Raw genomic sequence first — 24,778 nt, 5'->3', positions numbered from 1 at the left:
TTGGGGGACGGATGAGGATGCTGAGCGAGGTCCCGACCGGCGCGCGGGCGTGCCCGCCTGACTGCGCGACGTGTGGGCGGCTGCGCGGGGCCGCGGCGGCAGCCGTCCTGATGACCGGGGGAGTGGAGGTCACGATGGCCGATCTGGCTGCGGCCGCCGGGGTGCCGGCGTCGGCGATCGCGCGGCATTGCCCTGAAGGCGCTGCGCGGATCGTGGCCGATGCCTACCGCCGCGCGTCGGGCGAGCTGTTCGCGGAGTACGCGGCATCGTTTCGCCTCGCCGAGTCCTGGCCGGAGCAGCTCGGGGTGGCGCTGGAGCGGATGCTCCGGCGCCTGTCGCAGGAGCCGGACGTCGCCCACCTGTGCTTTGTCACGTCGGTCAGCAGCGGTGAGGAGCTGCGCGAGATCCGTCAGGTCTTCCGCGCCCGCTACGTCGAACTGCTGGCCACCGAGCAGGCGCGCCACGCCAACGACGAGGAGGAGCTCCTACCAGAGCTCGCGCTCGAGTTGATGGTCGGCGCGGTGTTTCGCATGATCGGCGAGCTGGTGGCCGACGGTCGCGCACCTGAGCTTCCGACACTGGCGCGGGATGTGGCGAGCACGGCGCGGGTGTTCGAGCCGAGGGTCGCGCTGACGGCGTGAACGTTGCGCGCCACTGAGCGGCTGTTGCGCTCAGGTTGTCGGCGTTGCCGGCCGCTCGGCCGCGAGAAGGGCGCAGATGGCCGGTGCGAGCCGCGGCAGCGATGCGTGCCGACCGTCGATCAGCCGGCGCTGAACGATGCGGTGGACGGCGCCGAGCACGGCGTGCGCCACGTCGTCGGAGCGCAGCGTCCCGGGCGCGGGTCGCTCCAGCGGGTCCTCGTAGCGGACGACCTCGGCCGCCAAGCGCCCCATCGTCGCCTCGTGGCGCGCGAGGCCCGCGGGCCCGGCAGCGAGGATGTCGATGCAGAGCACGCGCGCATGTGCGGGCCACGCAGCGAAGTAGCGCAACAGGGCGGTCAGCGCAGGCTCCATGGCGGGTCCGGCCTCGGTGACGATCTCCATGGTGTCGTCGCAGACGGCGTCGTAGGTGGCCAGCAGGCACTGCTCGCGGTTGGCGAAGTGCTCGTAGAAGGTGCGGCGTGAGGCGCGGGCGGCGACGATCACGTCGTCGACGGTGACGTCGAGAAAGCCGTTGACCGCCGCGGCCTGGGCCATCGCGGCAAGCAGCCGGCTGCGAGCGCAGGCCGGCCAGGAGCTGGGCACCGCGGCAGCGCCGTCGCGCAGGACGACGGGCCGGGTAAGTTCGGAGAGCGCGGTGGGCGGCACGGGCGACGACCTTCCCTGATCGATGAAGCGTCGCACAGCTCCGGGGGCTCAGACCCGATGAGCCCCCGGAGTTGCACGTGGTCCGGCCCGTGGCCGGGGTGACTACTTACAGGCGACGCTACCGGTGTAGTTGATCGAGCCACCGGTGCTGAGGTCGAACGTGCTCTCGTACGGCCACTTCTTGCTGGCCGGGCAGCTCGTGGTGGCGAGCCAGTCCTTGGCATAGGACTTGCCGCCGAGCGTCACGTTCAACGAGTCGAGCGTGATCGGGATGCCCGCGACGATCTGCAAGGAGGTCGGCACCTTGAAGGTGACCTTGTAAGCCCACTGGCCCGTCGACTTGACGATGGTCGCCGGGACGATCGCCTGCACGCGCGCGGGGTTCTGCAGCACGGTCCAGAACCAGATGTTCTTGCCGCCGCCGTTGATGACGGTGATCGACGGGTGCGTGATGACGGTGTCGGCGTGCGCGTCACCGGTGCCCCTGCCCATGATCGAGTGGGGTGGGCACTTGCTGGGGCCGCCGTGGCTCAACGTCGCCGCCGAGCACTTGGGGTACTTGCTGCCGTTATAGAGGCCGCCCTTGGGGACGAGCACCGTGCCGCCCGTGATGATGGGGTGCTCGACGTCACCCGGGGTGGTGTAGGTGGCCTTGTAGATCAGCTTGACGCCTTGAGGCTTCTTCTTGGTCCCCGCCTTGTTGGGAGACACCGTCGTGGTGGACGTCACGGTCGTCGGCGGGCTCTGGGCAACCGCGACCGCGACCACGACCAGGACCAGCAGGCCCACGGCCGGGATCAGGAACTTGCGCATCAATGCTCTCCTCGTTGGTTCTGCGACGTCGGGGACCGTAACCGCTCCCGGCGTCGGCTGCAAACAGAAATGTCTGCAATGGGAACTCGATCGAGATGCCGAAGTTGCGGCGGCTTTAGGTGCGCTTTCGGTTCCACGTTGCCGCAAAAAACGAGCCCGTGTACATTGCCGCCATCTCCTCCGCGGTACGCCATCCGTCCTGGGCGCCGCGCCGGCTCGCCCTCGCTGCCCTGCTGCTCGTCGCAGCGGTGCTGGCGTGGGTCCTGCTGCGCAGCCATCCCCACGAGTACCGGCTCGTCTTTCCGAGCGCCGGTCAGCTCGTCAAGGGCGATGTCGTGCGCATCGGCGGGACAGCGGCCGGCACCGTCAAGTCGGTAGGTCTCTCCGATGACGACCAGGCACAGGTCGACATCGCCATCAAGGACAATTACGGCCGCCTGCACGAGGGGACGACGGCCACGATCCGCGCCGAGGGACTGACCGGTGTGGCCTCGCGGTACATCGATGTGAGCCCGGCGTCCGAGACGCGGCCGGTTCTCGACGACGGGGCGTTGATCCGGGGCGACAAGACGACGTCGATCGTCGAGATCGACCAGCTCTTCAACGCGCTGGACCCCAAGACGCGCGAGGGTCTCAAGGGGTTCATCAAGGGCTCGGCCGACTGGTACAACGGCAAGGAGCCGGCGGCCAACCTCTCGGCGCAACGGATTCCCAAGGCGCTGGCCGAACTCGGTCAGGTCGCCGACGAGATCACCAGCGACAGCGCGAGCTTCGAGCAGTTCCTGACCGCGACGAGCGATGCGATGGGCACGATCGCCGACCACCGCGCGCAACTCACCGACCTGGTCTCCAACACGCGTCAGACCGCAGCGGCGCTCGCGTCCAACACCACATCGCTCAGCGACGCGCTGCATGAGGTTCCCACGGCGCTCGACAGCGGCAGCGACGCGTTCGTATCGCTGCGCCCGGCGCTCGGCGACCTGCGCAAGCTGACCGACACGACGGGACCGGCCACGAAGAACCTCGAGCCGTTCCTCAAGCAGCTCACCCCAGTGCTGCAAGAGTCCGATCCGGCCTTCGCCAGCCTGCGCAAGATGTTCGCCCAGCCGGGCAAGGCCAACGACCTGCTCGATGCGCTGCGCGACCTGCCGGCGCTTGGCAAGCTCACCGACCGGACGTTCCCGAGCGGTGAGAAGGCGCTGAAGGACTCGACGCCGATCTTCGGCTTCGCCCGGCCCTACGCGCCGGATCTCGTCGCTTGGATCCGAGGCTTCGACGCCGCGGGCGCCGCCTACGACGCCAACGGGCACTACATCCGCGGCCTGCCGATCTTCAACGCCTTCACCTTCACCGACGACGGCAACGGCGGGCACCTGACGCCGCGGCCGGTGGACGAGCGCGGGACCAGTCCGGCATTGACCAGCGGCAACCTGCGGCGCTGCCCGGGTGCATCGACGCCGGCTCCCGCCGACAAGTCGACGCCGTTCGTCGACGACGGCGATCTCGCCGCGCCGGACTGCGATCCGTCCGAGAGCGTGAGGGCGACCGGATGAGGCTCCGTCGCATGGCCGCGCTGAGCGTCGCCGTCTTCGCGGGATCGGTCGCCACCGGCGCGGCGCTGGGCGCCGGCGGAAACGACGACGGCAACGGCACCTACCGCGTGCGTGCGATCTTCGACAACGCGAGCTTCGTGATCGCCGGAGAGGACGTGAAGGTCTCGGGCGTCAACGTCGGGACCATCGACTCGCTCGACGTCGACGACCACCACCGCGCGGTCGTGGTCCTGAAGATCGACGACCCGGCCTTCAAGCCGTTCCGTACCGACGCGAGCTGCGCCATCCGACTGCAGTCGTTGATCGGCGAGCAGTACGTGCAGTGCGAGCCCACCCAGCCACGCGGCGGCGACCGCGCGCCCGCGCCGGAGCTGCCGACGATCAAGTCCGGTGAGCCGGGGGCAGGGCAGCACCTGCTGCCGGTCGCCCGGACGCAGACCCCGGTCGGTGTCGACCTGCTCAACGACATCATGCGGGTGCCCGAGCAGCAGCGGCTGCCGCTGATCATCAACGAGCTCGGCGCCGGCTTGTCAGGGAACGGCGAAGCCCTGCAGGCGGCCTTGCGGCGGGCGAGCCCGGCGCTGCAGTACACCGATCAGCTGGTGGCGGTCCTCGCGCGTCAGAACGCGACGCTGGGCAAGCTGGTCGACGACTCCAACAAGGTGCTCGGGCCGCTGGCCGACCGCCGCAGGGATCTCACGGGCTTCATCAAGAACGCTGGTGCGGCCGGCGCGGCGACCGCGCGCCAGGGCGACGCGCTGGAGCAGAACCTGGCCAAGTTCCCTGCCTTCCTGCGTGAGCTCGGTCCGGCGGCCGACCGGCTCGGCGCGCTGGCCGACCAGACCGGGCCGGCGATCCAGGCGCTGGATGACCAGGCGCCGGCGTTCAACGAGGCGACCGCCCGGCTGGGCCCGCTGACCCAGCAGGCGCGGCCGGCGCTCAAGACACTCGGCAAGGTCGCCGACCAGGGCCGGACGACGTTCCCGAAGATCGACGCGGTCGTCTCGCAGCTCAACGCACTGGGCATTCCACTCGAGCCGCTGGCCGCCAACCTCGGCAGCTTGTCGACCAGCTTCGACAACACGGGCGGCATCGAGAGCCTGATGCGGTTCATCTACTTCTACACGGGCGCGGTCAACGGCGAGGACGCTTCGGGCCACTACACGCGAGCCGGTATCTCGGTCGGCAGTTGCGCGACGCGGACGCCTGACGTCGACCTCGGGTCGGGGTGCTCGGCGAGCTTCTACACCGCCGACAAGAGCGCTGCCGGGGCGTCCGCGGCCCGTGCCAAGACCTCGTCCACGCTGCTGGGCTACCTCCTGGGCGGCAAGTGAACCGGCGGCGCAACAACTCGATCGCGGCCAACCCGATCTTGATCGGCGGAGTCACGGTGCTCGTGACGATCGTCGCGGTGTTCTTGTCCTACAACGCCAACCACGGGCTGCCGTTCGTCCCGACCTACAAGGTCAACGTGGTGCTGCCCGACGCCGCGGGGCTGATCGCCGGCAACGAGGTCCGCATCGGCGGCGCGCGCGTCGGCGTCGTGCACAAGATCGATGCGATCGCGCGACGCGACGGATCGACGGGCGCGCGGTTGGAGCTGGCGCTGGACGACACCTCCAACCACCTGCCGGTCGACAGCGTGGTCAAGGTCCGCCCGAAGTCGTCGCTGGGTTTGAAGTACGTCGAGATCACCCGCGGCACGGCGTCGAGCACGATCCCGGCCGACGGGACGCTGACCGTCCCGCGCGGCACGACGCGGCCGATCGACATCGACGACTTCTTCAACATGTATGACGAGCCGACGCGCCAGGGCTCGACCGACAACCTCTTCGCCTACGGCACCGCCTTTGCCGGGCGGGGTGGCGACATCAACCAAGCGCTGAGCGATCTCGACCCGCTCGTGCAACACCTCGAGCCGGGCGCGCGCAACCTCGTTGCGGCCAGGACGAAGTTCCAGGATCTCTTCCCGGCCTTCGCGCAGGCGGCGGCTGAGGTCGCGCCGGTGGCTGGTGTCCAGGCAGCGCTCTTCGGCAACCTGAACACCACGTTCCGCGCGTTCGCCGACAACGCGGATGCCTTGGAAGCGTCGATCGCGGGCGGCCCGCACGCGTTGGACGTCGCCACGCGCGAGCTGCCGGCGCAGGCTGGCTTCGAGGCCGACAGCACCGAGCTGTTCCGGCGCTTCAAGAAGCCGTTTGCCTCGCTCGCCGCTGCCTCGGTGCATCTGGCGCCCGCGTTCAAGGCGGGCACGCCGGCATTGAAGATCTCGCCGCAGCTCAACGCGCGCATCGTCGCGACGCTCAACGCGCTGGACACGTTCGTCAGCGACCCGCGGGTGCTACCCGCGCTGCAGCGCCTGACCGAGACGGCCAACCTGCTTAATCCGACCGTGGCGTTCCTGGCGCCGACGCAAACGACCTGCAACTACGTGTCGCTGCTGTTCCGCAACCTGGGCAGCGCGCTGTCAGAGGGCGATGCGGTTGGGACGTTCCTGCGGACCGATCCGGTCGTGGCCGCCCAGCTGCCCAACAGCGAGGCGGGCCCGTCCTCGGCCCCGGCCAACGGGCCGCCGGACGACCCGGACCCGAGGAAAACCCCGATCCGCGACACCTATCTCCACAGCAACCCCTATCCGAACACGGCGGCTCCGGGGCAGATCAAGGAGTGCGAGTCCGGCCTGGACAAGTACATCCCGAAGCAGCAGGTCATCGGCAACATCCCCGGCAACCAGGGCACCGCCGTCGACAAGACCAAGCGGGGGGCCGTCAAGTGAGGCGCAACCACAGCCTCGGCATGCCGCCACTACGCGCGGGTCTGTTCGCGATCCTGCTCGCGGCTCTGGTCGCCTACTTCGGCTTCACGAAGGCCGTGCCGTTCCAGCATCACTTCGAGATCCAGGCCGTTGTCAAGAGCTCCAACCTGCTGCGGCCGCACTCGCCGGTGCGCATCGCCGGCGTCAACGTCGGCGAGGTCGTGCGCAGCGGTCGCTATAAGGACACCAACCTGTCGGTCCTCACGCTGCGGATCAACAGCAACGGCCGCCCGATCCACCGTGACGCGACGCTGAAGGTCCGCCCGCGGCTCTTCCTCGAAGGGAACTTCTACGTCGATCTCAAGCCCGGCACGCCCGGCGCGGGAACGCTTGACGACCGCGGCATGATCCCGATCACCCAGACCGGGACGCCGGTGCAGCTCGACCAGGTGCTCACCGCCCTGCAGTCCGACACGCGCGGCTCGCTGCAGGAAGCCGTCAAGGGGCTCGGCACCACCTTCGACGGCAAGCCGACGGCGGCCGAGGATGTCGAGCAGAACCCGGCGGTCCGCGGGCTCACCGCCGGCCAGGCGCTCAACAAGACGCTGGACACGAGCCCGCGCTCGCTGCGCGACACCGCACAGGTCGCCGGTGCGCTGCTCGGTCCCAAGCCCCACGACCTTGCCAAGACGATCCACGGCCTGGGCCAGGTGATGACCACCCTGGCCGATCACCAGACCGATCTGGCCGACTTCATCGTCGACTTCAACACCACGATGAGCACGACCGCGACGCACGCGGCCGATCTGCGCACGTCGGTCGCCGAGCTGGGGCCGACGGCCCGTCATGCCGCGCAGGGGTTCACCGAGCTGAACGCCGCCCTGCCTGCCACGCGCCAGTTTGCGCGCAACCTGACGGCAAGCCTGCCCGAGCTGCCGGCGACGATCGCCGCCGCCAAGCCCTGGCTCGAGCAGGCCCGCCTGGCGCTGAGCGAGGAGGAGGCCGGCGGCCTGCTGCACCGTCTCCAGCCCGCCACGAAGAACCTGGCCGCCTGGGGCCACGCGACGCGCGAGTGGCTGCCGCGCATCGATGCCTTCAACCGCTGCGCGACCGACGTGCTGATCCCGACGGGCAAGCTGAAGGTCGACGACGGTGCGCTCTCGGCCAACACGGAGAACTACAAGGAGTTCTGGTACTCCTTGGTCGGGATGGCCGGGGAGGGCCAGTTCTTCGACGGCAACGGCGGCTACCTCCGGCTCCAGGCTGCCCACGGCGCGTCGCCGATCGTGACGGGCAAGACCAACTACTCCAACTTCCCCTTCATCGGCAAGCCGACGCTGCCGCCGCTGAGCACCCGCCCTGCCTACGGCAACAAGCTGCCGCCCTTCGTGCGCTCGGTGCCGTGCGCGAGCAATCCCGTCCCAAACGTCAACAACGCCGCGTCGACGGGGCCGCGTGACGGTGCCAGTCCGAACGGCCCGGCGCCCGACGACAAGGCCGTCGACGGCGGAGGCGGCGGCTGATGCGCGGCGTCCGCAAGCAGCTGGGCAACGCGATCTGGCTCGGCCTCATGATCACGTGCGGGCTGCTCGTCGGCGGCTACCTGCTCGCTCACCAGCGCGTGAACTGGCCGACGTGGACCCCTGGCCTGGGCAAGCAGTACTTCTACGTCAACGCCGAGTTCACAAACTCCGCCGGTGTGCTGCCCGGCCAGGGCAACGCGGTGACGATCGCCGGCGTCAAGGTGGGAGAGATCACCGGCGAGGAAGTCAAGAACGGCCGCGCCGTGCTCAAGCTGCGCATCGACCACAAGTACGGCCACGTCCACCCGGACGCGACGCTGCTGCTCCGTCCAAAGACCGCGCTCAAGGACATGGTCGCCGAGCTCGATCCGGGCCGCAGCGGACACCTGCTGCGCAGCGGCGACACGCTGCCGGTCAGCTCGACCAACCCGGATGTCAACTTCGACGAGATCCTGAGCGGGCTCGACGGCGACACGCGCGCGGCGCTCGTCGCGCTGCTGCAGGGCGCCGGGACGGCGCTGGGCGGCAACGGCGGGCGTGAGCTGGCCTCCACGCTCAAGCGCTTCGAGCCGCTCTCGCGCCACGCCGAGGAGGCACAGCGGCTGGTCGCTCAGCGGCGCGTCAAGCTCCGCAAGGTGATGGGCAACTTGTCGCTGCTGGCCCAGGAGCTCGGCGCGCGGGACAAGGATCTCGGCGAGTTCGTCAACTCCAGCGCCGCCGTCTTCCGTCACTTCACCGCGCAGAACGACAAGCTCGGCGAGACGCTCTCGCTGCTGCCGACGGCGCTGAAGAAGAGCGACGTCGCCCTCGGCAAGCTCGACACGCTGAGCACGACGCTCAAGACCGGGCTCAAGGACCTAGCACCCGGCGCCAAGGCGCTGGGACCGTCGCTCCGTGACACGCGCCCGTTCTTCAAGGACACCACGCCGGTGATCCGCGACTCACTGCGGCCCTTTGCGCATGATGCCAAGCCGGTGGCAGCCAAGCTCGTGCCCACCGCCGGGCACCTGGCCAAGGCCACGCCGGACTTGGACACGTTGACCAAGATGTTGAACAACTTGGTTGCCGAGCTGGCCCACGACCCGCCCGGCAATGGCGTTCACGGCAACAGCTACCTGTACTACGTGCCGTGGGCCGGCCACAACACCAACTCGGTGATGGCCTCTCAGGACGGCATCGGCCCGGTCCGGCACACGCTGGTCCTGTTCCCCTGTGGGACGCTCGACCTCCTGGGCAAGACCGCGCTGGACATCAAGGACAACCCGACGTTGGCGACGACGCTCCAGCTCCTCGACACGCCGCCGGTCGGATCTTGTGGGGCGGGTGTCAAGTGATCAAGACCGTCCCCACCTTCGGCCGCATCGCCGTCATGGCGATCTTCGCGCTGTCGAGCTTCGGCGCGTGCCTCTACCTGTGGATGGCCTTCGGCGGCTCGTCGCCGCTGCGTCCCAAGGGCTATGAGCTCCACATCGCCTTCCCGGAAGCCACACAGCTGGCCAACCAGTCCGACGTCCGGATCTCCGGCGTCAGCGTCGGCAAGGTCGTCAAGCTCAAGCCCGACGGCAACCGCACGCTGACCACGATCCGGCTCGATCACCAGTTCGCGCCGATCCCGCAGAACACGAAGGCGATCTTGCGGGTGAAGTCGCTGCTGGGGGAGACCTACGTCGAGCTGACGCCCGGCGATCACAAGGGCCCGCAGGTCCCCGACGGCGGCACGCTCAACCCCGGGCATGTCGCGCCGACCGTCGAGCTCGACGAGATCCTGGCGACCTTCGACGCGCCGACGCGCAAGGCGTTCCAGACGTGGATGCAGTCCCAGGCCGCGGCGGTGCAGGGACGTGGCGCGGACATCAACGCGTTCTTCGGCGAGCTGCCGGGCTTCACGGACAAGTTCGAGCGGCTGTTCGAGACGCTTGACGCCCAGCAAGCGGCAACGAGCAAGGCGATCTCCTCGACGGGCGAGGTCTTCGATGCGATCAGCGAGCGCGAGGGGGAGCTGCGCGGCCTGGTGACGGACTCTCAGCGGCTCTTCTCTGTCACGGCCGCTCGCAACGACGACCTGGCCAAGATCTTCCAGCGGCTGCCGCGCTTCGAGCGCGAGAGCAGCGCGACGCTGCCACAGCTGACCGAGTTCGGCAACCACGCCCAGCCGGTCGTGCGCCAGCTGCAGCCGGCGGCGACCGCGATGGGCCCGGCGTTCGACGCGCTCAACAAGGTGGCGCCGCAGTTCGACGGCTTCTTCAGCCAGCTCAAGCAGGTCGTCGACGCGTCGCAGAAGGGGCTGCCGGTGTTCAACCGCATCCTCGGCAACTTCCCGGAGCTGCTCGACGCGTTCCAACCGTTCCTGCGCAACGTCAACCCGATCATCGATCACGTCTCCCAGAGCAAGCACGAGGTGACGGGCTTCCTGGCCAACACGGTCGGCGCGTCGGAGGCCTTCGACATCGGGGGCGAGTCGAACTCCAGCTTCGGCACGCTGGGGGGCACCGACAGCAGCGTCCGCTACCTGCGGCTCGCTCAGTTCCTGACCCCGGAGTCGCTGGCGTACTACCCGCGGCCGCTCGGAACGTCGCGGTTGAACCCGTACGCGGCTCCGGACTCGCTCGTCGCCGGGCTGAAGTCCGGCGGGTCGATCTTCGGTACCGGTCCGTGTCCGGTCGGCAACGTCGCGATCCCGACGACCTCGGATCCGGAGAGCCTTGCGCCACTGATCCAGCAGTACGCGTTCCGGGCCGACAGCGGTGATGCTGTCGCCGCCCCGCCCTGCAAGGTCCAGGGCGCCTACCCCGGACACAGCACGAGCTTCCCGCAGCTGCGCGCCGAGCCGGCGAGCACCTCACCGCCCGGCTGACCTCGGCAAGACCGCCTGTTCGAACCGCAGCGAGCGCTGGGCTCGTGTCTGGACAGACACGAGCCCATTCCTGCAGCCCGATCCTACTTCTCGCCGTTGACCGCTAGCCAGGTGAGAAGACTAGCGCCATCCCATGCCACGCTTGCTGATGACCTCACTGCTGGCGCGAGGCCTCCGGTCCGCGTTGCCCAGAGACTGTCCGTCGTGGTGGGAAGTCTTCACCTTAATCATCTCTCAGTCACTTACGCCGAGAGCACGGCGCATTTAAGCAGTGAGGTCTCCTGACACGGACCACTATCAGTACAGAAGCGTGGCAAAAGCTCCAATTTCACCCGCGCGATTTAGCTCTGTGCTGTGCTCCGCACGTCATAATCACGACGCGAGCTACACAGTGGTTCGCAGATTGGAGCGCATTCGTGCGTATGTTGAACAAGAGTCTCGGTGGGCTCGCGGTCCTGGTGACGGCGTCGCTCCTGGGTTACGTTGGTATGGCGACAGCCTCGACGCCTACGGCTGCTCAGCGGACGGCGTTCGCCGCACTGCGCGGCGCACCGACGACATCGGTGCCGGCTGCTGTCTCCCACTTCATCGACTCCCAGACGGGGCGCCAGTTCGGTGTGGACGCTCGCAATGTCCACCGCGTCGCGGCGCCTGGCGGGGGATCATGGTCGGTGCTTTCAGGTGACTCCGGGTTGTGCGTCGTATTCGAGACGAAGGAGAACATCTCGGCTTGTGCCGACAACGCCCAAGCGAAGGCCGGGGCACTTCAGGTGCTGTTGATTTCTCCGAAGCAGCCAGCACCCGGCGGTCCCAAAACGTCTGCCACCGATGGTCCCACGACGCAGGTCGGCCTGGTTCCTGACGAGGTCACCACCGCTACCGCCACGTTGCAATCAGGCGACGTGTCAGCTGTCGTTCCCAATCCAAGCGGGCTGTACGCCGTCAAGTCGGGCTACCCGCTGGCATCGCTGGCGCTCCACCGAGTCGGCAAGCCGTCGGTGGTGGTCAAGATGGGGGCATCGCGACCGTTCAAGCGGCAGAAGCCGGTCGCACACGCCGCGCTCAACCACGTTGCGTACTTGTGCACCAGCCCTGGCTTTTTAGGGTGTGTGATCAACGCGGGTGGCCTCTGGATGGCGAACTGGTTGCCGATTGCCCTGATTGACGTGTACAGCGGCGATGGATGGCCGATGTGCGGCAATGCGCTCAACAGCAACGGTACCTGGGCAGGTACGACCTTCTGTAATGGCGGAATTGGCGCGATTGGGCATCCGTACAATCAGAGCACCCGACTGGGCTGGGGCGGCCCAGGTCCGAACGTCGCTCAGATGATCGGAGGGGAATCCGTGGGGTATAACTAGTCGCAGAACATCGGGTGGCAGCGTTGTGCTGCCACCCGATTGCCGGGCGGGTCGTCTCAATCCGCTAGTGCCGAGCGGCCGAGGCCAGCCGCCGCGTTTCCGAGCCCAGGAGTTCGCCCAGGGCAGCCATCACCTCGGCGCACGGTGCGCCGCAGGTCAGACCATGCACGGTGATGGCCCTGTGCGCGCGCTTCAGCCGTCGCAAGTGCTTAGTCTCAAGCGTCGGGCACGTCAACTACTGCGGGCGTACTCGTCCAAAAGCGTGACCAGGCGCGCCCAATCTTCGCCCTTTCCGCGGTAGACGCGGTGGGTCGTGTTGCCGGGGCCGCTCTCCCGCACCTCGATGCGGGCCACCTCCACGTACCCAGCCTGGACGAGCTTTCGTAGCGCGTAGTTCACGGCTGGAAATCCCACGCCCACGCGCTCCGCCAGTTGCGCCGCGGTCATCTCGCCTTCGCTGAGCGCGAGCAGAATCGGCAAGCGCACTGGATGGTGTAACTCGCCTAGGAGGGCTAAGACGCGTTTTGGGACGCCCAAGATCGGGCGACACTAAGCGTGGGGGGCACCTAGACGCACTTCTAGCAGCGCTAATTGATTATAGCTGCCATAATGGATTTGCGCACCTATTCCTGGCGGCGTGTGACGGGCCCGGGCGAGCCCATTGGCGCGCCGATCACCGAGGAGTCCATGAACAACGAGCACCGAACACCGGCGTCCGTTCAAAACGAGGAGGACAAGGCGAGGCGCCGTGCGACGATGCGCCCGCATCCCAGCCGCGACAAGATCGTCGATGCGATGCGGGCGTACGGCAGGCCCCTGAGCCCGACGCAGCTTTCAAAGATCATTGGTCAGCCGCTCGGCGCGACTGCATATCACGTGCGGGCGCTGTTCTCGGCGGGGGTCGTGGATCTAGCTGACAATGGTCGAGTGTGGCGTGCAGCGGAGCGCTTCTATGTGCTGGTCGAAAACAGTGGGCGAGGGGTTCCGCTCTCCGGTCTGGCCGAGCAACTGCTCCTCCTTACCGGCGCGACAACGGTGCCGGCTGCTGACGGTGGTTATCCATCACCTGCCGTCGTAGACGAGCAGGCACTCTTCGAGTTGACCGAGATCATCGACACGATCACGCCGGAGGTCCGGGAGCTCGCCGCGGCCTCTACCCAGCGCGCGGGCGCCGCATAGTCGACTCGCCGTCGCAGGTTCGTGAAAGCTGGACCGGGCCACCGTGACAGTGGCATCCTGAGCGGCGTGTCCCTTCCCGCTGTCTCGATTCCCGTCCTGAGCACCCACGCGGAGGCGGTCGCCGCCGCCCACGCGGTAGCGGAGGCGCTCGCGCAAGACGTGGTCGCGCGGGATCGCGCTGGATCGGAGGTCGTGCCGGCCGAGGTGCTGGCGACGCTCGACGCCAGCGGGCTGCTCGCCATCACGGTGCCGCGTGCGAACGGTGGGCCGGAGCTCGGCATGGCGACGTTGGCCGAGGTGACGCGGATCCTCGCCGCCGTCGACCCGGCGATCGCGCAGGTCCCGCAGGCCCATTACCTGTTCGTCGACGTGCTGGCGGTGTGGGGAAGCGAGCAGCAGTGCGCGCGGCTCTTCGGTGACGTCCTGGCCGGTGCGCGGATCGGCAATGCGCTGGCCGAGCGCGGGGGGCAGCACGCACAGGATCTGAAGGTGCGCATCGCCGGCGGCGTCCTGGACGGCACGAAGTACTACTGCACGGGTGCGCTGACGGCGCGCTGGATCGCGGTCAGCGCGCTCGACGATGACGGCCGTCTGGTGGCGGCGTTCGTGGCGCGCGACGCGCCGGGCGTGACGGTCGACCGCGATTGGGATGTCCTCGGGCAGCGGGCGACGATCAGCGGAACGGCCAAGTTCGACTCCGTCGCGCTCGATCCCGCGCTGGTGCTCGACTACGCGCATGCCTACGAGGTGCCTCAGCAGCTCGGCGCGCGGGCGCAGCTCGTGCATGCGGCGATCGAGGTCGGCATCGCAGGCGGTGCGCTGCGCGACACGCGCGCCTACCTGCGCGAGAAGGCGCGGCCCTCGACCGAGGCGGTGCGCGCGGGTGCGGCGGTCGCGGCCGATGATCCCCACGTTCTTCACCGCTACGGTCGCGCGGCGACGCGCGTGCGGGCGGCCGAGGCGCTGCTGGCCGACGCGGCGGCGGCGCTCGACGCGATCGGTCTTGAGCCGGCCGACGCCGAGGCGGCCGCACGCGGCTCCCTGGCGGTCGCGGGCGCCAAGGCCTTCGCGTCAGAGGTCGCGGTGGAGGTCTCCAGCGAGCTCTTCCAGCTCTGCGGCACCTCCTCGACGGCATCGAAGTACGACCTCGACCGTCACTGGCGCAATGCACGCACCCACAGCGTCCACGATCCGCTGGACTGGAAGTACCACCACATCGCGGCCTACGAGCTGGCCGACGTGCTGCCGCCCAACCACAGCCAGCTTTAGTCCGGTAGCTGCTACCGCTCGACGATCACGTTCGTGGACTTGATCACGGCCGTCGCGGTCATTCCGGGACGCAGATCGAGGTCGTCGACGGCCTCGCGCGACATCAGCGAGACGATCCGAAATGGACCGCACGCCATGTCGACCTGGGCCATCACGCCGTCGCGCTGGACGGCGACGACCACGCCCGAGAGGCGGTTGCGGGCGCTGGTGCGGTCGCGCGACGTACGCTCGCGCAGCAGGCCGGCCAGCGCGTCGGCGGGCAGGTAGCGCTGGCCGCCGTGGCGCTCGAACGTGATGCGGCCGTCGCGCTCCCAGCGACGCAGCGTGTCAACGCTCAGGCCGAGGGCGGCGGCTGCCGCACCGATGCGCACCATGTTCTCCATATGGCCCAAGCTACTTCGCGACGGCGCTGAAAGCGAAGTGATCGTGCGCATCCGGCGTGCGGGAAGGATCCAGACGGTGCGGAGTCTCTGCAGATATGACCCGCCTCCTCACCTCCGTCGCAGCACTTGTCGTGGCCGGCGCGCTGATGGCCGGCTGCGGCGGGGGCTCGTCGTCCTCCTCCAGCGGCGGCGGTGGCTACGGGAGCCAGGCACCCGCCAAGACCACGGCCGCCACGACCCCCGCTGCGGCGCCCGCGGCCTCCTCCGGTGGCAAGCTCGCGATCAAGGCCGACGAGAGCAACGGGCTCTCCTTCGACCCCAAGACGCTGAAGGCCAAGGCCGGCACCGTGACGATCACCATGGACAACCCCAGCGGCGACAGCCAGCCGCACGCGGTCTCGGTCGAAGGCCCCGGCGGCGTCTCCGCGTCGGGCCAGATCGCCCAGCCCGGAAGCACCTCCAAGGTGACGCTGAAGCTCAAGCCCGGCAAGTACACGTTCTTCTGCCCCGTGGATGGCCACCGCGCCGCGGGCATGGAAGGGACGCTCACGGTTCAGTGACCACCGCCTCGACGCACGGCGTCATCGCGGCTACGGTCCGTGGCGTGCCCGACGAGGGTCAGCGCCCGCTGGACCCCCAGCGGCTCGGCGATCACGTCGACCGGCTGTATCGGGCTGCCCTGGCGCTCTGCGGCAACCGCCACGACGCCGAGGATCTCGTCCAGGAGACCTACGCGCGCGTGCTGGCCCGCCCGCGGTTCCTGCGCCACGACGATGACCTCGGCTACCTGCTGCGCGTGCTTCGCAACACCTTCCTCAACCGGCTGCGCACCCAGAGTCGGCGCCCGGCGCCGCTCGAGCTCGACGACGAGCGCGACGGCCTGCCGCGCGCGTCTGACCCGCGCCATCCCGAGGCGGCGCTGGAGGTCAGCGAGCTTTTGGGCGCGATCGCCGGCCTGCCTGACGACCAGCGCGACGCCGTCGTCGCGATCGACATCGTCGGGCTCAGCTACCGCGAGGCCGCCCGTGCGCTGCGCACCAAGGAGGCAACGATCACCACCCGCCTGCATCGCGGTCGCGCGCGCCTGGCCAAGACGCTGTCGGCGACGCTCGGCGAACCTGTCCGCGACACCACCCCACACCGATGACCGCCCACCACACCCCGCCTTCCGAAGATCCGCTGCCCGGCGACGCCGAGAGCGCCGCGATCGGCCGCCACATCCAGCAGCTCGCACGAGAGGTCGAGGCGCCTGCGACGTTGCGGATGCGCTTGGCGGACGCACAGCCGAGCGCCGGCACCCGGCGGCGTTTCGCGCTGCCGGCGCTTGGCGGTCTCGGACTGGCGGCGCTCGCCGCCGTCGTGCTCCTGCTCGTCGGTCTCGGTGGAGGCTCGAGCGCGCCCTCAGTCGACGATGCGGTTGCGCTGGCACTGGCGCCCGCCACGGCGCCGGCGCCGGCAATCGATCCGGTCAACACGCAGGTCGTGCGTGAGCGGATCGGCGGCATCACGTTCCCCAACTACAGCTACGCCTGGCCGAAGTGGAAGACGACGGGCGCCCGGCGCGATCGGCTCTCGGGGCGCGATGCGATGACCGTCGTCTACCGCGGACCGCGCGGCGACGTCGGCTACACGATCGTCGACGGCAAGCCGCTGGACCCGCCTGATGGCGCCCGCCACGTGCGCGCTGGTGGGGTCGACCTCTCGATCGTGCGCCGCGACGGCGCGACGGTCGTCACCTGGGAGCGCGACGGCCACACCTGCGTCCTGGCGGGCCGCGGCGCCGGCGTCGAGCAGCAGCTCGTGCGCTTCGCCGCCTGGGCCTGACGCTCGGCCTCGTTGCAGGAGCAGCGAGGGCGAGCCCGCGCGTCGCGCTAGGCGGTGACCTTCTCGATCGCCGTCAGGACCCGCTGGGCCTCAAACGGCTTGGCGATGAAGTCCTTGGCGCCGGCCTTGACGGCCTCCAGCACCTTGGATTCCTGGCCCAGCGCGGAGCACATGACGACGGTGGCGCCGGGATCGATCGCGATCAGCTCGCGCAGGGCGGTCAGGCCGTCCTTCTCGGGCATCGTGATGTCGAGCGTCATCACGTCGGGGCGAAGCTCCTGGTAGCGCTCTACGGCCTCGTTGCCGTCGGCGGCTTCGCCGACGACCTCGTGCCCACCGCTGGTGAGCACGTCGGACACCATGCGGCGCATGAAGGCTGCGTCGTCAACTACGAGAATGCGTGCCATGTCCCCCTCGGTGGTCGGCCGCGTGGGTCGGACCTGAAATCGCGTGGTCAGCTGACCAACCTGGCCCACGCTCGCGCCAGGATCGCGCCGACGGCCTCATCGGCGACCGGATCGAAGTGCTCGTACCAGGCACCGACGGCCTTGAATGGGTGCGGAACGAACGGGCAGACGACGGCCTCGGCGTCGGCCTCCAGCAGAGCGCAGGCCTCCCCCGAGCCGACCGGCGCGACGGCGACGACGCGCGCGGCGCCGCGGTGACGGAGGGCCAGAACGGCGACGCGCATCGTCGCGCCGGTGGCCAGGCCGTCGTCGACGACGACGATCGTGCGATCCGCGAGGGCGGGCGCGGCGCGGGCACCGCGGTACCGCAGCTCACGGCGTCGCAGCTCGCGCTCCTGCTCGTCGATCACCTGCGCGATCCGCCGGTCGTCGAGGCCGGCCGCCAGGACGATCTCCTCGTTGAGCACCCACGCGCCACCCGAGGCGATGGCGCCGAACGCCAGCTCCGGCTGCTCCGGCACCCCGAGCTTGCGCACGAGCAGGACGTCGAGCGGCGCGCTGAGCGCCGCTGCGACCGCGGCGCCGACGGGCACGCCGCCGCGGGGGAGGGCGAGGACGAGCGGCGGCCCGCCGGCCGGATCCAGCTCGGCGGCGACCAGCGGCGCCAGCCGGCGGCCCGCGTCGGCGCGATCGACGTAGCGCTGCTCCATGGACCGACGACTGCCCGTGCGCGGGCGCGCCCAACCGTGTCGGCGCTAGCGTGCGAGGCGATGATCGCCGTCGCTTCCGAGGTCGCAGACGCGCTGGCCGCAGGCGCTGCCGTCGTCGCGTTGGAGTCCACCATCGTCGCTCACGGGCTGCCGCGGCCGCAGAACGCCGAGGTCGCGCGCCAGATCGAGGCGGCGGTCCGCGAGGGCGGCGCGGTGCCGGCGACGATCGCGCTGGTCGACGGCACGGTGCGCGTCGGGCTCGACGAGGCGGCGCTGGAGGCGATCGCCACGCGCGACGACGTCGTCAAGTGCAGCGCACGCGATCTGCCGATCGCCGCGGCGCGCGGGGCGACGGGCGCGACGACCGTGGCGGCGACCGCGCACGTGGCCGCGCAGGTGGGCATCGGGCTGTTCGCGACCGGCGGTCTCGGCGGCGTGCATCGTGAGGCGGCCGCCACGTGGGACGAGTCGGCCGACCTCGTCGCGCTCGCCCGGACGCGCATCTGCGTGGTCTGCGCGGGCGTGAAGTCGATCCTCGACATCCCGGCCACGCTGGAGCGGTTGGAGACGTTGGGGATCGGCGTCGCCGGCTACCGCACCGAGCAGTTCCCCGCCTTCTATCTCACCGACAGCGGGCACACGCTGCCGTGGCGGCTGGACGCGCCAGGAGAGATCGCGGCGGTGCTCGCTGCGCGCGACGAGCTGGGGTTGGAGGGCTCGGCGATGGTGATCGCCAACCCGCTGCCAGAAGACCAACAACTTGATCCCGAGCTGCACGAGCGCGTCCTGCGCGAGGCGCTGGCCGCCGCGGCGGCCGAGGGCGTGAGCGGCCGCGACGTCACGCCGTTCCTGCTCGCGCGCTTCCACGAGGGCACCGGCGGTGAGTCGCTGCGGGCCAACGTCGCGCTCGTGCTTGCCAACGCGCGCCTGGCGGGGGAGATCGCGAGCGCGGTCGTCGCGCGCGGATGACCTCGCCGGCCGCGATCGTCGTCGTGGGCGATGTGATGGTCGATGTGGTCGCGGCGGCGGCCGAGCCGCTCGCGCACGCGTCTGACACCGACGCGCGGGTGCGCTGGACGGGTGGTGGGGCGGCGGCCAACGTCGCGGCGTGGTTGGCGTCCGAGCGTGTGCCGGTTGCGCTGGTCGCACGCGCGGGTGGCGATGTGGCCGGTCGTGGCGCGGTGGCCGAGCTGCGCGACGCCGGAGTTGATGTCCATGTCGCGTTGGATGGCGAGCGCGCCACCGGGACCTGCGTCGTCGTGATCGGTGTCGATGGCGAGCGGACGATGCTGCCCGACCGCGGAGCGAACCTCGCCTTGGCGCCCGACGACCTCCCGGCCCAGCTGTTCGCGCCGGGCGGCCATCTGCACCTGTCGGGCTATGTGCTGCTGCACGACGGCCCGCGCGCCGCGGGGCTCGCCGCGCTGGACCACGCGCGCGAGGCGGGCATGACGATCTCGATCGACCCTGCCTCGGCGGCGCCGCTGGCGGCCCGCGGGATCGAGCGCGTCCTGCGCTGGATCAGCGGCGTCGACCTCCTGCTCCCGAACCTCGACGAGGCGCGCGTGCTGACCGGCGAGGAGGAGCCGGAGGCCGCGGCGCGAGCGCTGGTGATGCGCGCGGGCGTGCGCGAGGTCGTCGTCACGCTCGGCGCGGGCGGAGCGCTGTGGACCGACGGTTACGCCATCGTGCGGGCGGCGGCACCGCAGGTCGAGCGCATCGTCGACACCACCGGCGCGGGCGATGCCTTCGCCGCCGGCTGGCTCGCAGCGCGACGCGCCGGAGCCGACCCGCAGACCGCCCTCGCCGCAGCCTGCGCGTTGGGCTCCCGCGCGGTCACCCGCACCGGCGCCCGCCCCTAACCCGCCAGCCAGCCAGCTAGCGTCGAGGGACGATTGAATCTCGCTCTGCGAGATTCAATCGTCCCTCGATGGCCCTCCGGTGTCGGCGTCGGCGTCGCGATCTGCATCAACGTGCGTGGCCTTCGGCTCGCGGACCTCTTCGAGCACGCCGAGGATCTCGCCGACGCGGCAGACCAGCAGCCGCTCTTCGTCGACCTCGATCCACGCGCCGGCCGAGGCCGGGAAGACGACGTGGTCGCCGGGGGCGACCGGCATACGCACGCCGACGTGCTCCCACCAGTCCAGGCCCTGACCGACGGCGAGCACGATCCCGTGTTGTGGCGGCGGCTCGTTGGAGCCGGCGGGCACGAGCAGTCCGGAGCGACGGAAGCGCTCGGGCTCGAGCTCCTTGATCACGATGCGGTCAAACAGCGGGCGCAGGAGCTGCTTCATTGCAGGCAGCGTACGAGACGTAGCTTGCGGCAGGATGCAGCGCGTGCATCGGACACGGACTGCCGCCGGAAGCATCGCGTTCTTCCTCGCCGGTCCCGGGCTCGAGGCGGGCGTGGGACCGTGGCTGCTCGTGCTGGCCGCCGGCAGCGAGATCGACGGCTGGCCGACCATCCTTCGCATCCTCGGTGCGCTGCTGATGCTCGCGGGGATCGCGACACTGCTGGACGTCTTCGCTCGCTTCGTCCGCGACGGCGGTGGCACGCCGTCGCCCGCCGCACCGACCGCGCACTTGCTCGTCGGCGGCGCCTTCCGGCACGTGCGCCACCCGATGTACGTCGCGACCGCGACGGTGATCGTCGGCGAGGCGCTGGCCTTCGCGCAGCCCGTCCTCCTCGTGGCCGCCGCCGCGTATCTCACCGCGATGGCGACGCTCGCCCATGCCGTCGAGGAGCCGCGGCTTGCTCGCCGCTTCGGCGCTCCTTACGAGATCTACCGGCAGGCCGTTCCCGCCTGGATTCCACGGTTACGGCCATGGAACGCTGATTAACTTCGCATGAGGGGGTCTGACCCCTCTTGCGCGTTTGTCCTGCAATGACCGCGAAAGCAATTGTTGAGTGCAGACGTAGGGTCTGACCCCTCGCTACCTCGCTAGGGCGCCGGCGCGTCGTCGAGCAGCTTGCGGATCCGCTTGGCGCTGACCGGCCCGCGCACGCCGAGCGCCTGGGCGAAGTGGCTGACGCGTAGCTCCTGCAGGAGCCATCCCGCGTCGAGCGCCGCCGCGGGAATCGGCCGTCCGAGCGACACGTAGGCCTTGATCCGCTCGCGCTGCTCGGCCTCGAGTGCGCGCACCGCGTTCATACGGTCGCGATCGACGGCGACCGTGTCGGGCAGCCGCTCCAGCCGGCGGTCGGCGGCCTTGAGGTAGCGCACGATGTCGGGCAGCCGCGCGGCGCCGGTCGCGGTGATGAAGCCGGGGTAGACGAGATGGCCGAGCTGCTCGGCGACGTCCTGGCGGGCGTCGCGCAGCGTCGGCGCGACCATCGACTCCATGCGCCGGTGCAGTTCGGCGCGGGCCTCGAGGATCGCCGCGACGTCGCGCATGATCGCGACCGCGCGGTCGGCCAGTGAGCCGGCGACATGGTCGCGCAGGCGCGCGAAGCTGGGACCGTCCCATGCCGGGCCGCCGGCCTCGTCCATCAGCGCGTCGGCCGCCGCGGCAGTCGCGTCGTCCACGACCGAGGGAAGGCTCCCGTGGGGCGTCGCGGCCAGCAGCAGCTGCGCACGATTGCCGAGCTGTCCCGCGACATGACGCGTGGGGGAGGGCGTCGTCAGCAGGAGCAGGCGGCGCGTGCCGGCGCGCATCGCCGCACCCTGTGCCGCGCGCGACTCCATCATCTTGACGTCGACGTGGTCGCCACGGTCGACCAATGCCGGGAAGGCGCGGCCCGCCTCGCCGGCGGCGCGCAGTGCGATCTCGCGTGGCAGGACGTCGATCGACCACGAGGTCAGCCCGGTGTGCTCGTACGCGGCGGTCGCCGCCGACAGCGCGGCGCGCAGCCGCGGGCGGACCTGCTCGCGCACGGCGGCCAGATCGGTGCCCGAGGCGAGCAGCGCGCCGGCTTCATCCTCGACGGCGAACGTCATCTTAAGATGGGTCGGCAGGGCGTCGGGGTCGAAGGCCGCGGCCGGAACGAGCGCGCCCTTGATGCTGGAGACCTCGCGGGCAAGAACATCCACCAGCGGGCCCGAGCGCGGCTTCATCCGCTCCACGGCCAACGCCGCCGTCTCGGGGACCGGCACCAGCGGACGGCGCAGCTCCTTCGGCAGGCCGCGCAGCAGCGCGGTGACCAACTCCTCGCGGAACGCCGGCACCAGCCAGTCAAAGCCCGTCGCGCGCAGTTGCGGCAGCACGGCGAGCGGGACGTGGACGGTGACGCCGTCGTGCTCGCTGCCGGGCTCGAAGGCATAGGTCAATGGGAGTACGAGCTCGCCCTGGCGCCAGGCGTCGGGACGACCCACGCCGTTCAAGGCATCGCGCGCCTCGGACCGTACGAGCAGCTCCAAGGTGTAGGTCAACAGCGAGGGATCGGTGCGGCGCGCCTCCTTCCACCAGCGGTCGAAGTGGGCGGCGCTGACCACCTCCGCCGGCACGCGCGCGTCAAAGAAGTCATAGAGCGCGTGGTCGTCGACCAGCACGTCGCGGCGCCGCTCGCGCTGCTCCAGCGCGTCGACCTCCTCCAACACCCGCGCGTTGTCGGCAAAGAAGCGATGGCGCGTGTCCCAATCGCGCTCGACCAGCGCGCGGCGCAGGAAGAGGTCGCGCGACAGCTCCGGGTCGATCTTCGCGTAAGAGACCTTGCGGCCACCGACGATCGGCAACCCGTACAACGTGACGCGCTCGGTGGCCACGACCTCGCCGCGGCGCCGCTCCCAGCGCGGCTCGAAGTAGGTGCGCTTGACGAGGTGCTCGGCCAGCGGCTCGATCCAGGCCGGCTCGATCCGCGCCGCGGTACGGCCGAAGAGCCGTGCGGTCTCGACCAGCTCGGCGACCATCACCCAGCTCGGCTGCTTGCGGGCCAGGGTGGAGCCGGGGAAGATCGAGAAGCGTGCGCCGCGTGCGCCCAGGTAGTCCCGCTTCGCGACATCGCGCATGCCGATGTGCGACAACAAGCCCGAGAGCAAGGCAAGGTGGATGTGTTGGACCTCGCCGGGCTCCTGGTTGCGCTTGACGCCAACCTCCTTGGCCGCCTGGCGCAGCTGGCCGACCAGATCCTGCCACTCGCGCACCCGAAGGAAGTGCAGGTACTCGGCCTTCAGCCGTTTGCGGAACTGGCTGCCCGACAGCTCGCGCTGCTGCTCGCGCACGTAGGACCACAAGTTGAGATAGGAGGTGAAGTCCGAGTGCTCGTCCTTGAAGCGCGCGTGCAGCTGGTCAGCCTGGGCCTGGTGGTCAACCGGTCGCTCGCGCGGGTCCTGGATCGACAGCGCCGCCGCGATGACGATGACCTCCTCGACGCAGCGCAGGCGGTCGGCCTCGAGGATCATCCGTGCCATCCGCGGGTCGACCGGCAGCCGCGCGAGCTTGCGTCCTACCGGCGTCAGCCGCTTGCCGGTCGGCTGGGCGGGATCGATCGCGCCGAGCTCGTGCAGGAGGTTGACGCCGTCGCGCACCTGCCGCGCGTCGGGCGGGTCCAGGAACGGGAAGTCGCTGACCGCTCCGAGATCCAGCGCAGCCATCTGCAGGATCACGGACGCGAGGTTGGTCCGCAGGATCTCCGGGTCGGTGAAGCGCGGGCGCTCCAGGAAGTCCTGCTCGTCGTAGAGCCGGATGCAGATGCCGTCCGAGGTCCGTCCCGAGCGGCCCTTGCGCTGATCGGCCGAGGCCTGGGAGATCGGCTCGATCGGCAGCCGCTGCACCTTCAGCCGCGCGCTGTAACGACTCATCCGCGCCAGGCCCGTGTCGACCACGTACTTGATGCCCGGGACCGTCAGCGACGTCTCGGCGACGTTGGTGGCCAGCACCACGCGCCGGCGGTTGTGCGATTGGAAGACCTTCTGCTGGTCGGCGTTGGAGAGCCGCGCGTAGAGCGGCAGGACGTCGATGTCGTCACGCAGCCTGCCCCGCAGGGCGTCGGCGGTGTCGCGGATCTCGCGCTCGCCGCTCAAGAACACCAACACGTCGCCCTCGCGGCTCTCGCGCAGCAGCTCCTCGACGGCGTCGCCGATCGCCTCGGGCTGATCGCGCTCCGGGCCGCCATCGGTCAGCGCGAGCGGCCGGTAACGCACCTCGACCGGGAAGGTGCGGCCGCTCACCTCGACCACCGGCGCGTCACCGAAGTGGGCGGCGAACTGCCCGGGGTCGATCGTCGCCGAGGTGATGATCAGCTTCAGGTCGGGTCGCTTGGGCAGCAGCTGGTGCAGGAAGCCGAGCAGGAAGTCGATGTTCAACGAGCGCTCGTGGGCCTCGTCGATGATGATGGTGTCGTAGCGACGCAGCAGCCGGTCGCGCTGGATCTCGGCCAGCAGCAGGCCGTCGGTGACCAACCGCACCAGCGTGCGTTCGTTCGAGCTGTCGTTGAACCGCACGGCGTAGCCGACGGCTTCGCCGAGGTCGACGTCGAGCTCGTCGGCGATCCGCTGGGCGACCGTGCGCGCTGCCAGCCGCCGTGGCTGCGTGTGCGCGATCGCCCCGCGGATGCCGCGGCCCAGCTCCAAGCAGATCTTCGGCAACTGCGTGGTCTTGCCCGAACCGGTTTCACCAGCGACCACGACGACCTGATAATCGCGGATCGCCGCCAGCAGGTCGTCGCGTCGCGCGCTGACCGGGAGCGCCGGCGGATAGGTGATCTTCGGGACGGCGTCGCGGCGACGCTGTACCCGTTGCTCGGCGATCGCGAAGTCGCGGTCCAGCCGCGCCAGCGCCGCCTCGTCCTCAGGGTGGCGGTGCGCGCGCTCCAGCCGCCGGCCGAGCCGGTGCTCGTCGACCAGCGTCAGCTCCTCCAGGCGCGTTCTGAGCTCGGCGAGCGGCACGCCCGCGAGGATAGGT

Annotated in this window: 24 protein-coding genes; 16 read left to right on the top strand and 8 right to left on the bottom strand. The window is 70.0% G+C overall.

Annotation, left to right across the window (positions count from 1 at the left end; all coding sequences use genetic code 11):
- Positions 1–11: 11 nt before the first annotated feature.
- Positions 12–641, top strand: coding sequence for a hypothetical protein (locus VGO10_RS20640; RefSeq protein ID WP_327471888.1), 630 nt, complete (start codon positions 12–14; stop codon positions 639–641).
- Between the two features lie 30 nt (positions 642–671).
- On the opposite strand, the gene VGO10_RS20635 is transcribed toward VGO10_RS20640, so the two are convergent.
- Together VGO10_RS20635 and VGO10_RS20630 are read right to left on the bottom strand one after the other, a co-directional pair.
- Complete coding sequence (locus VGO10_RS20635) at positions 672–1,307, bottom strand: TetR/AcrR family transcriptional regulator (protein WP_327471887.1); 636 nt, start codon at positions 1,305–1,307, stop codon at positions 672–674.
- A gap of 102 nt (positions 1,308–1,409) precedes the next feature.
- On the bottom strand, positions 1,410–2,120 hold the full coding sequence (locus VGO10_RS20630; RefSeq protein WP_327471886.1) for a hypothetical protein: 711 nt from the start codon (positions 2,118–2,120) through the stop codon (positions 1,410–1,412).
- Between the two features lie 158 nt (positions 2,121–2,278).
- Here VGO10_RS20630 and VGO10_RS20625 point away from each other — a divergent pair, with 158 nt between their 5' ends.
- The 7 genes from VGO10_RS20625 to VGO10_RS20595 all read left to right on the top strand — a co-directional run bounded on the left by VGO10_RS20625 (position 2,279) and on the right by VGO10_RS20595 (position 12,166).
- The gene (locus VGO10_RS20625; protein ID WP_327471885.1) at positions 2,279–3,673 is read left to right on the top strand and encodes an MlaD family protein; all 1,395 of its coding nucleotides are present in this window, start codon (positions 2,279–2,281) and stop codon (positions 3,671–3,673) included.
- An 11-nt stretch (positions 3,674–3,684) separates the two neighbouring features.
- Positions 3,685–5,007, top strand: coding sequence for an MlaD family protein (locus VGO10_RS20620; RefSeq protein WP_327471884.1), 1,323 nt, complete (start codon positions 3,685–3,687; stop codon positions 5,005–5,007).
- Positions 5,004–6,449, top strand: coding sequence for an MlaD family protein (locus VGO10_RS20615; protein WP_327471883.1), 1,446 nt, complete (start codon positions 5,004–5,006; stop codon positions 6,447–6,449). Before VGO10_RS20620 ends, VGO10_RS20615 begins: the two co-directional genes overlap by 4 nt.
- A 20-nt stretch (positions 6,450–6,469) precedes the next feature.
- Positions 6,470–7,951, top strand: a complete 1,482-nt coding sequence (locus tag VGO10_RS20610) for an MlaD family protein (protein ID WP_327471882.1) — start codon at positions 6,470–6,472, stop codon at positions 7,949–7,951.
- Positions 7,951–9,285 carry an MlaD family protein gene (locus VGO10_RS20605; RefSeq protein WP_327471881.1) on the top strand — a complete coding sequence of 445 codons (1,335 nt, stop codon included), beginning with the start codon at positions 7,951–7,953 and terminating at the stop codon, positions 9,283–9,285. Before VGO10_RS20610 ends, VGO10_RS20605 begins: the two co-directional genes overlap by 1 nt.
- Positions 9,282–10,805 carry an MlaD family protein gene (locus tag VGO10_RS20600; protein ID WP_327471880.1) on the top strand — a complete coding sequence of 508 codons (1,524 nt, stop codon included), beginning with the start codon at positions 9,282–9,284 and terminating at the stop codon, positions 10,803–10,805. Before VGO10_RS20605 ends, VGO10_RS20600 begins: the two co-directional genes overlap by 4 nt.
- Before the next feature lie 422 nt (positions 10,806–11,227).
- Positions 11,228–12,166, top strand: coding sequence for a peptidylprolyl isomerase (locus VGO10_RS20595; RefSeq protein ID WP_327471879.1), 939 nt, complete (start codon positions 11,228–11,230; stop codon positions 12,164–12,166).
- 231 nt (positions 12,167–12,397) lie between these two features.
- Here VGO10_RS20595 and VGO10_RS20590 read toward each other — a convergent pair whose 3' ends face one another.
- Positions 12,398–12,646 carry a winged helix-turn-helix domain-containing protein gene (locus VGO10_RS20590; protein WP_327471878.1) on the bottom strand — a complete coding sequence of 83 codons (249 nt, stop codon included), beginning with the start codon at positions 12,644–12,646 and terminating at the stop codon, positions 12,398–12,400.
- 129 nt (positions 12,647–12,775) lie between these two features.
- Here VGO10_RS20590 and VGO10_RS20585 point away from each other — a divergent pair, with 129 nt between their 5' ends.
- Both VGO10_RS20585 and VGO10_RS20580 read left to right on the top strand, forming a co-directional pair.
- Positions 12,776–13,345 carry a hypothetical protein gene (locus tag VGO10_RS20585; protein ID WP_327471877.1) on the top strand — a complete coding sequence of 190 codons (570 nt, stop codon included), beginning with the start codon at positions 12,776–12,778 and terminating at the stop codon, positions 13,343–13,345.
- Positions 13,346–13,402: 57 nt separating this feature from the next.
- Positions 13,403–14,614, top strand: coding sequence for an acyl-CoA dehydrogenase family protein (locus VGO10_RS20580; RefSeq protein ID WP_414642273.1), 1,212 nt, complete (start codon positions 13,403–13,405; stop codon positions 14,612–14,614).
- An 11-nt stretch (positions 14,615–14,625) separates the two neighbouring features.
- Here the strand turns inward: VGO10_RS20580 and VGO10_RS20575 are convergent, their stop codons facing one another.
- Entirely contained in the window at positions 14,626–14,997 is a 372-nt protein-coding gene (locus VGO10_RS20575; RefSeq protein ID WP_327471875.1) for a TOBE domain-containing protein, read from the bottom strand.
- Positions 14,998–15,092: 95 nt separating this feature from the next.
- On the opposite strand from VGO10_RS20575, the gene VGO10_RS20570 reads away from it, so the two are divergent.
- Genes VGO10_RS20570 through VGO10_RS20560 form a run of 3 tightly spaced genes read left to right on the top strand, consistent with a single transcriptional unit; the run spans position 15,093 to position 16,821 of the window.
- A complete protein-coding gene (locus VGO10_RS20570) occupies positions 15,093–15,557 on the top strand; it encodes a cupredoxin domain-containing protein (protein WP_327471874.1) in 465 nt (154 codons plus the stop codon).
- A complete protein-coding gene (locus VGO10_RS20565) occupies positions 15,554–16,144 on the top strand; it encodes an RNA polymerase sigma factor (protein WP_327471873.1) in 591 nt (196 codons plus the stop codon). Before VGO10_RS20570 ends, VGO10_RS20565 begins: the two co-directional genes overlap by 4 nt.
- Positions 16,141–16,821 carry a hypothetical protein gene (locus tag VGO10_RS20560; RefSeq protein ID WP_327471872.1) on the top strand — a complete coding sequence of 227 codons (681 nt, stop codon included), beginning with the start codon at positions 16,141–16,143 and terminating at the stop codon, positions 16,819–16,821. Before VGO10_RS20565 ends, VGO10_RS20560 begins: the two co-directional genes overlap by 4 nt.
- Before the next feature lie 47 nt (positions 16,822–16,868).
- On the opposite strand, the gene VGO10_RS20555 is transcribed toward VGO10_RS20560, so the two are convergent.
- Positions 16,869–17,228 carry a response regulator gene (locus VGO10_RS20555; protein WP_327471871.1) on the bottom strand — a complete coding sequence of 120 codons (360 nt, stop codon included), beginning with the start codon at positions 17,226–17,228 and terminating at the stop codon, positions 16,869–16,871.
- A gap of 47 nt (positions 17,229–17,275) precedes the next feature.
- Positions 17,276–17,938 carry a phosphoribosyltransferase gene (locus VGO10_RS20550; RefSeq protein WP_327471870.1) on the bottom strand — a complete coding sequence of 221 codons (663 nt, stop codon included), beginning with the start codon at positions 17,936–17,938 and terminating at the stop codon, positions 17,276–17,278.
- A 60-nt stretch (positions 17,939–17,998) separates the two neighbouring features.
- Here VGO10_RS20550 and VGO10_RS20545 point away from each other — a divergent pair, with 60 nt between their 5' ends.
- Together VGO10_RS20545 and VGO10_RS20540 are read left to right on the top strand one after the other, a co-directional pair.
- The gene (locus tag VGO10_RS20545) at positions 17,999–18,907 is read left to right on the top strand and encodes a pseudouridine-5'-phosphate glycosidase (protein ID WP_327471869.1); all 909 of its coding nucleotides are present in this window, start codon (positions 17,999–18,001) and stop codon (positions 18,905–18,907) included.
- Positions 18,904–19,800, top strand: a complete 897-nt coding sequence (locus VGO10_RS20540; protein ID WP_327471868.1) for a sugar kinase — start codon at positions 18,904–18,906, stop codon at positions 19,798–19,800. Before VGO10_RS20545 ends, VGO10_RS20540 begins: the two co-directional genes overlap by 4 nt.
- Positions 19,801–19,854: 54 nt before the next feature.
- Here the strand turns inward: VGO10_RS20540 and VGO10_RS20535 are convergent, their stop codons facing one another.
- Entirely contained in the window at positions 19,855–20,232 is a 378-nt protein-coding gene (locus VGO10_RS20535; RefSeq protein WP_327471867.1) for a co-chaperone GroES, read from the bottom strand.
- Positions 20,233–20,266: 34 nt separating this feature from the next.
- Between VGO10_RS20535 and VGO10_RS20530 the strand changes: the two genes are divergently transcribed.
- Positions 20,267–20,779, top strand: coding sequence for an isoprenylcysteine carboxylmethyltransferase family protein (locus VGO10_RS20530; RefSeq protein ID WP_327471866.1), 513 nt, complete (start codon positions 20,267–20,269; stop codon positions 20,777–20,779).
- 101 nt (positions 20,780–20,880) lie between these two features.
- On the opposite strand, the gene hrpA is transcribed toward VGO10_RS20530, so the two are convergent.
- The gene (gene hrpA, locus VGO10_RS20525; protein WP_327471865.1) at positions 20,881–24,762 is read right to left on the bottom strand and encodes an ATP-dependent RNA helicase HrpA; all 3,882 of its coding nucleotides are present in this window, start codon (positions 24,760–24,762) and stop codon (positions 20,881–20,883) included.
- Positions 24,763–24,778: the final 16 nt, after the last annotated feature.

This window comes from Baekduia sp. (assembly GCF_035996765.1).
Classification (GTDB): Bacteria; Actinomycetota; Thermoleophilia; order Solirubrobacterales; family Solirubrobacteraceae; genus Baekduia.
Note: the sequence above shows the minus strand (reverse complement) of the source record. Positions and strands in the feature narration are given on the sequence as shown.

Coding starts and splice junctions, on each gene's coding strand:
- VGO10_RS20640 (WP_327471888.1), top strand. CDS start 12: ATGAGGATGCTGAGCGAGGTCCCGACCGGCGCGCGGGCGTGCCCGCCT.
- VGO10_RS20630 (WP_327471886.1), bottom strand. CDS start 2,120: ATGCGCAAGTTCCTGATCCCGGCCGTGGGCCTGCTGGTCCTGGTCGTG.
- VGO10_RS20620 (WP_327471884.1), top strand. CDS start 3,685: ATGGCCGCGCTGAGCGTCGCCGTCTTCGCGGGATCGGTCGCCACCGGC.
- VGO10_RS20610 (WP_327471882.1), top strand. CDS start 6,470: ATGCCGCCACTACGCGCGGGTCTGTTCGCGATCCTGCTCGCGGCTCTG.
- VGO10_RS20605 (WP_327471881.1), top strand. CDS start 7,951: ATGCGCGGCGTCCGCAAGCAGCTGGGCAACGCGATCTGGCTCGGCCTC.
- VGO10_RS20595 (WP_327471879.1), top strand. CDS start 11,228: ATGTTGAACAAGAGTCTCGGTGGGCTCGCGGTCCTGGTGACGGCGTCG.
- VGO10_RS20585 (WP_327471877.1), top strand. CDS start 12,776: ATGGATTTGCGCACCTATTCCTGGCGGCGTGTGACGGGCCCGGGCGAG.
- VGO10_RS20575 (WP_327471875.1), bottom strand. CDS start 14,997: ATGGAGAACATGGTGCGCATCGGTGCGGCAGCCGCCGCCCTCGGCCTG.
- VGO10_RS20570 (WP_327471874.1), top strand. CDS start 15,093: ATGACCCGCCTCCTCACCTCCGTCGCAGCACTTGTCGTGGCCGGCGCG.
- VGO10_RS20560 (WP_327471872.1), top strand. CDS start 16,141: ATGACCGCCCACCACACCCCGCCTTCCGAAGATCCGCTGCCCGGCGAC.
- VGO10_RS20555 (WP_327471871.1), bottom strand. CDS start 17,228: ATGGCACGCATTCTCGTAGTTGACGACGCAGCCTTCATGCGCCGCATG.
- VGO10_RS20550 (WP_327471870.1), bottom strand. CDS start 17,938: ATGGAGCAGCGCTACGTCGATCGCGCCGACGCGGGCCGCCGGCTGGCG.
- VGO10_RS20545 (WP_327471869.1), top strand. CDS start 17,999: ATGATCGCCGTCGCTTCCGAGGTCGCAGACGCGCTGGCCGCAGGCGCT.
- VGO10_RS20540 (WP_327471868.1), top strand. CDS start 18,904: ATGACCTCGCCGGCCGCGATCGTCGTCGTGGGCGATGTGATGGTCGAT.
- VGO10_RS20535 (WP_327471867.1), bottom strand. CDS start 20,232: ATGAAGCAGCTCCTGCGCCCGCTGTTTGACCGCATCGTGATCAAGGAG.
- VGO10_RS20530 (WP_327471866.1), top strand. CDS start 20,267: ATGCAGCGCGTGCATCGGACACGGACTGCCGCCGGAAGCATCGCGTTC.